Below are 3,383 nucleotides of genomic sequence, written 5' to 3'. Positions count from 1 at the left end.
ACCCGCTCGGTTCCCCGCGCGGTCCGCCGGCGCGGTCCGCCGGCTCGGTCCCCCGGCTCGGTTCCCGGCGCGGTCCGCCCGCGCGGTCCACCCGCTCGGTTCCCCGCGCGGTCCGCCGGCTCGGTCTACTTGCTCGGCCCGCCCGCTCGGGGGGACCACGCGCCCAGCCCGGACTCGTTGACCCGAACGCCCCACCCCGACGACCCCGCCCGAGCACCTGTGGGCCGGTGAGTCGCGGCTAAGTGCCGCCATCCCGCCCGAACTCCGCCTTTTCACGACGTCTTGGCGCGACTCACGGGGCGGGAGCGACCCCGGGCGGAGGTGGTCGCCTCGGAGGTGGGAGGTCGCGGCGCGTGACGACCGCGTCGCGGCCGAGTCCGCCGCCTCTACGAGGGGAGGTCGCGGCGCGTGACGACTACCTCGCGGCCGGGTCCGCTGCCCCCTACGGGAGCAGGTCGCGGCGCATGACTACCGCGTCGCCGCGCGGGCAGCTGCCCCTACGGGAGCAGGTCGTGGCGCGTGACTACCGCGTCGCGGTGCGGCAGCCGCTCCCTACGGGAGCAGGTCGTGGCGGGTGACGATCGCGTCGCGATCCGGGCCCACGCCGATGGCCGAGATGCGGGAGTCGCTCATCTGCTCGAGGGCGAGCACGTAGCGCTGCGCGGCCGCCGGGAGGTCGCCGAACTCGCGGACGCCCGTTATGTCTTCGGTCCAGCCCTCGAACTCCTCGTAGATCGGCTTCGCGTGGTGGAAGTCGGTCTGGGAGACGGGCACCTCATCGACCCGCACGCCGTCGACCTCGTAGGCCACGCAGACCGGGATGGTCTTGAGGCCCGTGAGCACGTCGAGCTTGGTGAGCACGAAGTCGGTGACGCCGTTGATGCGCGCGGTGTAGCGGGCGATCGGCGCGTCGTACCAGCCGGTGCGACGGGGGCGGCCGGTGGTGGTGCCGAACTCGAAGCCCTTCGAGCGCAGGAACTCGCCCGACTCGTCGAACAGCTCGGTGGGGAACGGTCCCGCCCCGACCCGCGTGGTGTAGGCCTTGACCACCGCGATGACCCGGTCGATGCGGTTGGGCGCGACACCCGAGCCGGTGGCCGCACCACCGGACGTGGCGTTCGACGACGTGACGAACGGGTAGGTGCCGTGGTCGACGTCGAGCATCGTGGCCTGGCCGCCCTCGAAGAGCACGGTCTTGCCGTCGTTCAGCGCCCGGTTGAGCACCAGCGAGGTGTCAGCCACCATGGGGCGCAGCCGCTCCCGGTAGGAGAGCAGGTCGTCGACCACCTCGTTCGCCTCGATCGAGCGGCGGTTGTAGACCTTCACGAGGATGTGGTTCTTGAGGTCGAGCGCACCCTCGACCTTCTGGCGCAGGATCCCCTCGTCGAACAGATCCTGGATGCGGATGCCGACGCGGTTGATCTTGTCGGCGTAGGCCGGGCCGATGCCACGGCCGGTGGTGCCGATCTGGCGCTTGCCGAGGAAGCGCTCCGTGACCTTGTCGAGCGTGCGGTGGTAGTGCGTGATGACGTGGGCGTTGGCCGAGACCAGCAGCTTCGACACGTCGACACCGCGGGAGCCGAGGGCCTCGAGCTCGTGGAAGAGCACCTCGACGTCGACCACCACACCGTTGGAGATGACGGGCGTGACACCGGGGGTGAGGATGCCGGAGGGCAGCAGGTGCAGGGCGTACTTCTTGTCGCCCACCACGACGGTGTGACCGGCGTTGTTGCCGCCGTTGAACTTGACGACGTAGTCGACTCGGCTGCCGAGGAGGTCGGTGGCCTTGCCTTTGCCTTCGTCGCCCCACTGGGCTCCGATCAGGACGATCGCTGGCATGTGGATTCCCTCCGGGTTCCTCTGTCAGTGCCCGACGGACGGTGCCGGATGACAGCTGATTCTATCGTGGGCGTCATCCGGGAGCTGTGCGGGTCGGCGGGTTGGGGAATCAGGGAGCGGGGGCGGGTGTTGTGGAGGAGGTGCCAGAACTCCGCGTGACCCTCTACTCCTCGAGCTTCTGCGGCGCGTGCACGAGCACCCGCGAGACCCTCGAGCGGATCGCGCCGCTCGTGGGTGAACGCGTCGCCTGGAACGAGATCAACGTGGCCGACGACCCGGCCGCGAGCGAGGCCGCAGGCATCACCGCGACCCCCACCGTGGTCATCACGGGCGCCGACGGGGTCGAGCGGATGCGCGCCGCCGGCGTCCCCACCACGGAGCACGTGCTCCGCGCCCTCGCCGCCGCCCTCCCCTGAGCCCCGCCGGCCCGCCGGGTAGCGCCAACCGCTCGAAAACGGCCGCTGTGGCGCAGTTGGCGCTACCCGGGGCGGGTGCGAGAACGGTTGGCGCTACCGGGGTGGCTGGGAGAGCGGTTGGCGCTACCCGGGACGCGTGGAAGAGCGGTTGGCGCTACCCGGGGTGGGCGGATGCGGGGGTGACCTCGACGAGGGCGCCCGATTCCATCGCCACCCACACCGCGCCCGAGGGCGCCACCGCGAGGCCGTGCGGCTCGCTGTGGCCGGAGGGCTCGAGGTCGACGAACGAGAACTCCCCCGCGAGCGTCACGTGACCGAGCTGGTTCGCGCCCCAGAGCGTGAACCAGCAACCGCCACCGGCGCCCACACCCGCAGCAGCACCCACACCTCCGTGATCGGCCACGATCGCGTGCGGCTTCGACCCCGGCTCCGGCAGCGCGAACTCCGTGATCCGCCCGGCCCGGTCGATCCGCCCCACAGCCCCCGCGAGGATCTCGCAGAACCACGCGGCCCCGTCGTCGGCGACCGTGATGCCCACCGGCCCCGCATCCGGAGTCGGCAGCGCATGCAGCACGGGCGCCGAGTCGCCGCCGCGCACGTACCCGACGGCATTGGCCCGGTTGGCCGTGAACCACAGTGACTCCCCGGATGCCGCGATCATCGAGACGAGGCCGTCGTCGGTCCCGGCCGCGAACTCCGCGACACCGCCCAGGATGCCGATCCGCCCGAGGGTGTCGTTGGCCATGCCCGTGAACCAGGCGCTGCCGTCGTCGAGCGACACGACGCCGTAGGGCTGGGACCCGACCGAGGGCACCGCCACCGACCGCAGCTCACCCGAGGGCCCGAGCAGCACGAGCCGGTCGCCCGCCGTGTCGGTGACCCAGACGGAGTCCGACCCTGCGGCCGCCACCTGCGACGGCTGCGACCCCTCCCCGAGCGAGAACCGCGAGATCCGCGAACCCGGCGAGCCCTGCGAACCCGATGAGGCCTGCGAACCCGACGAGGGCGAACCCCCCGCCCCGACCCGCAGCACAGCCTCGCCGTGCACCAGCGTGGCCCACACCGCCCCGTCCCCCGTGACGGTGATCCCGTAGGGCCCGCCGTCGACCTCATGCACCGCGAGAGAGC

Annotated in this window: 3 protein-coding genes; 1 reads left to right on the top strand and 2 read right to left on the bottom strand. The window is 72.0% G+C overall.

All coding sequences use genetic code 11. The annotated features are described in order from the left end of the window. Positions 1 to 552 precede the first annotated feature (552 nt). On the bottom strand, positions 553 to 1,839 hold the full coding sequence (locus Q0D57_RS19250) for an adenylosuccinate synthase (protein WP_291047032.1): 1,287 nt from the start codon (positions 1,837 to 1,839) through the stop codon (positions 553 to 555). Positions 1,840 to 1,994: 155 nt separating this feature from the next. On the opposite strand from Q0D57_RS19250, the gene Q0D57_RS19245 reads away from it, so the two are divergent. After that, complete coding sequence (locus Q0D57_RS19245) at positions 1,995 to 2,255, top strand: glutaredoxin domain-containing protein (protein WP_291047030.1); 261 nt, start codon at positions 1,995 to 1,997, stop codon at positions 2,253 to 2,255. Between the two features lie 154 nt (positions 2,256 to 2,409). Here the strand turns inward: Q0D57_RS19245 and Q0D57_RS19240 are convergent. Next, positions 2,410 to 3,383, bottom strand: a 974-nt coding sequence (locus Q0D57_RS19240; protein ID WP_291047029.1) for a hypothetical protein, incomplete at its 5' end; no start/stop codon positions are given.

It is taken from the genome of Herbiconiux sp., assembly GCF_023264895.1.
Classification (GTDB): domain Bacteria; phylum Actinomycetota; class Actinomycetes; order Actinomycetales; family Microbacteriaceae; genus Herbiconiux.
Note: the sequence above shows the minus strand (reverse complement) of the source record. Positions and strands in the feature narration are given on the sequence as shown.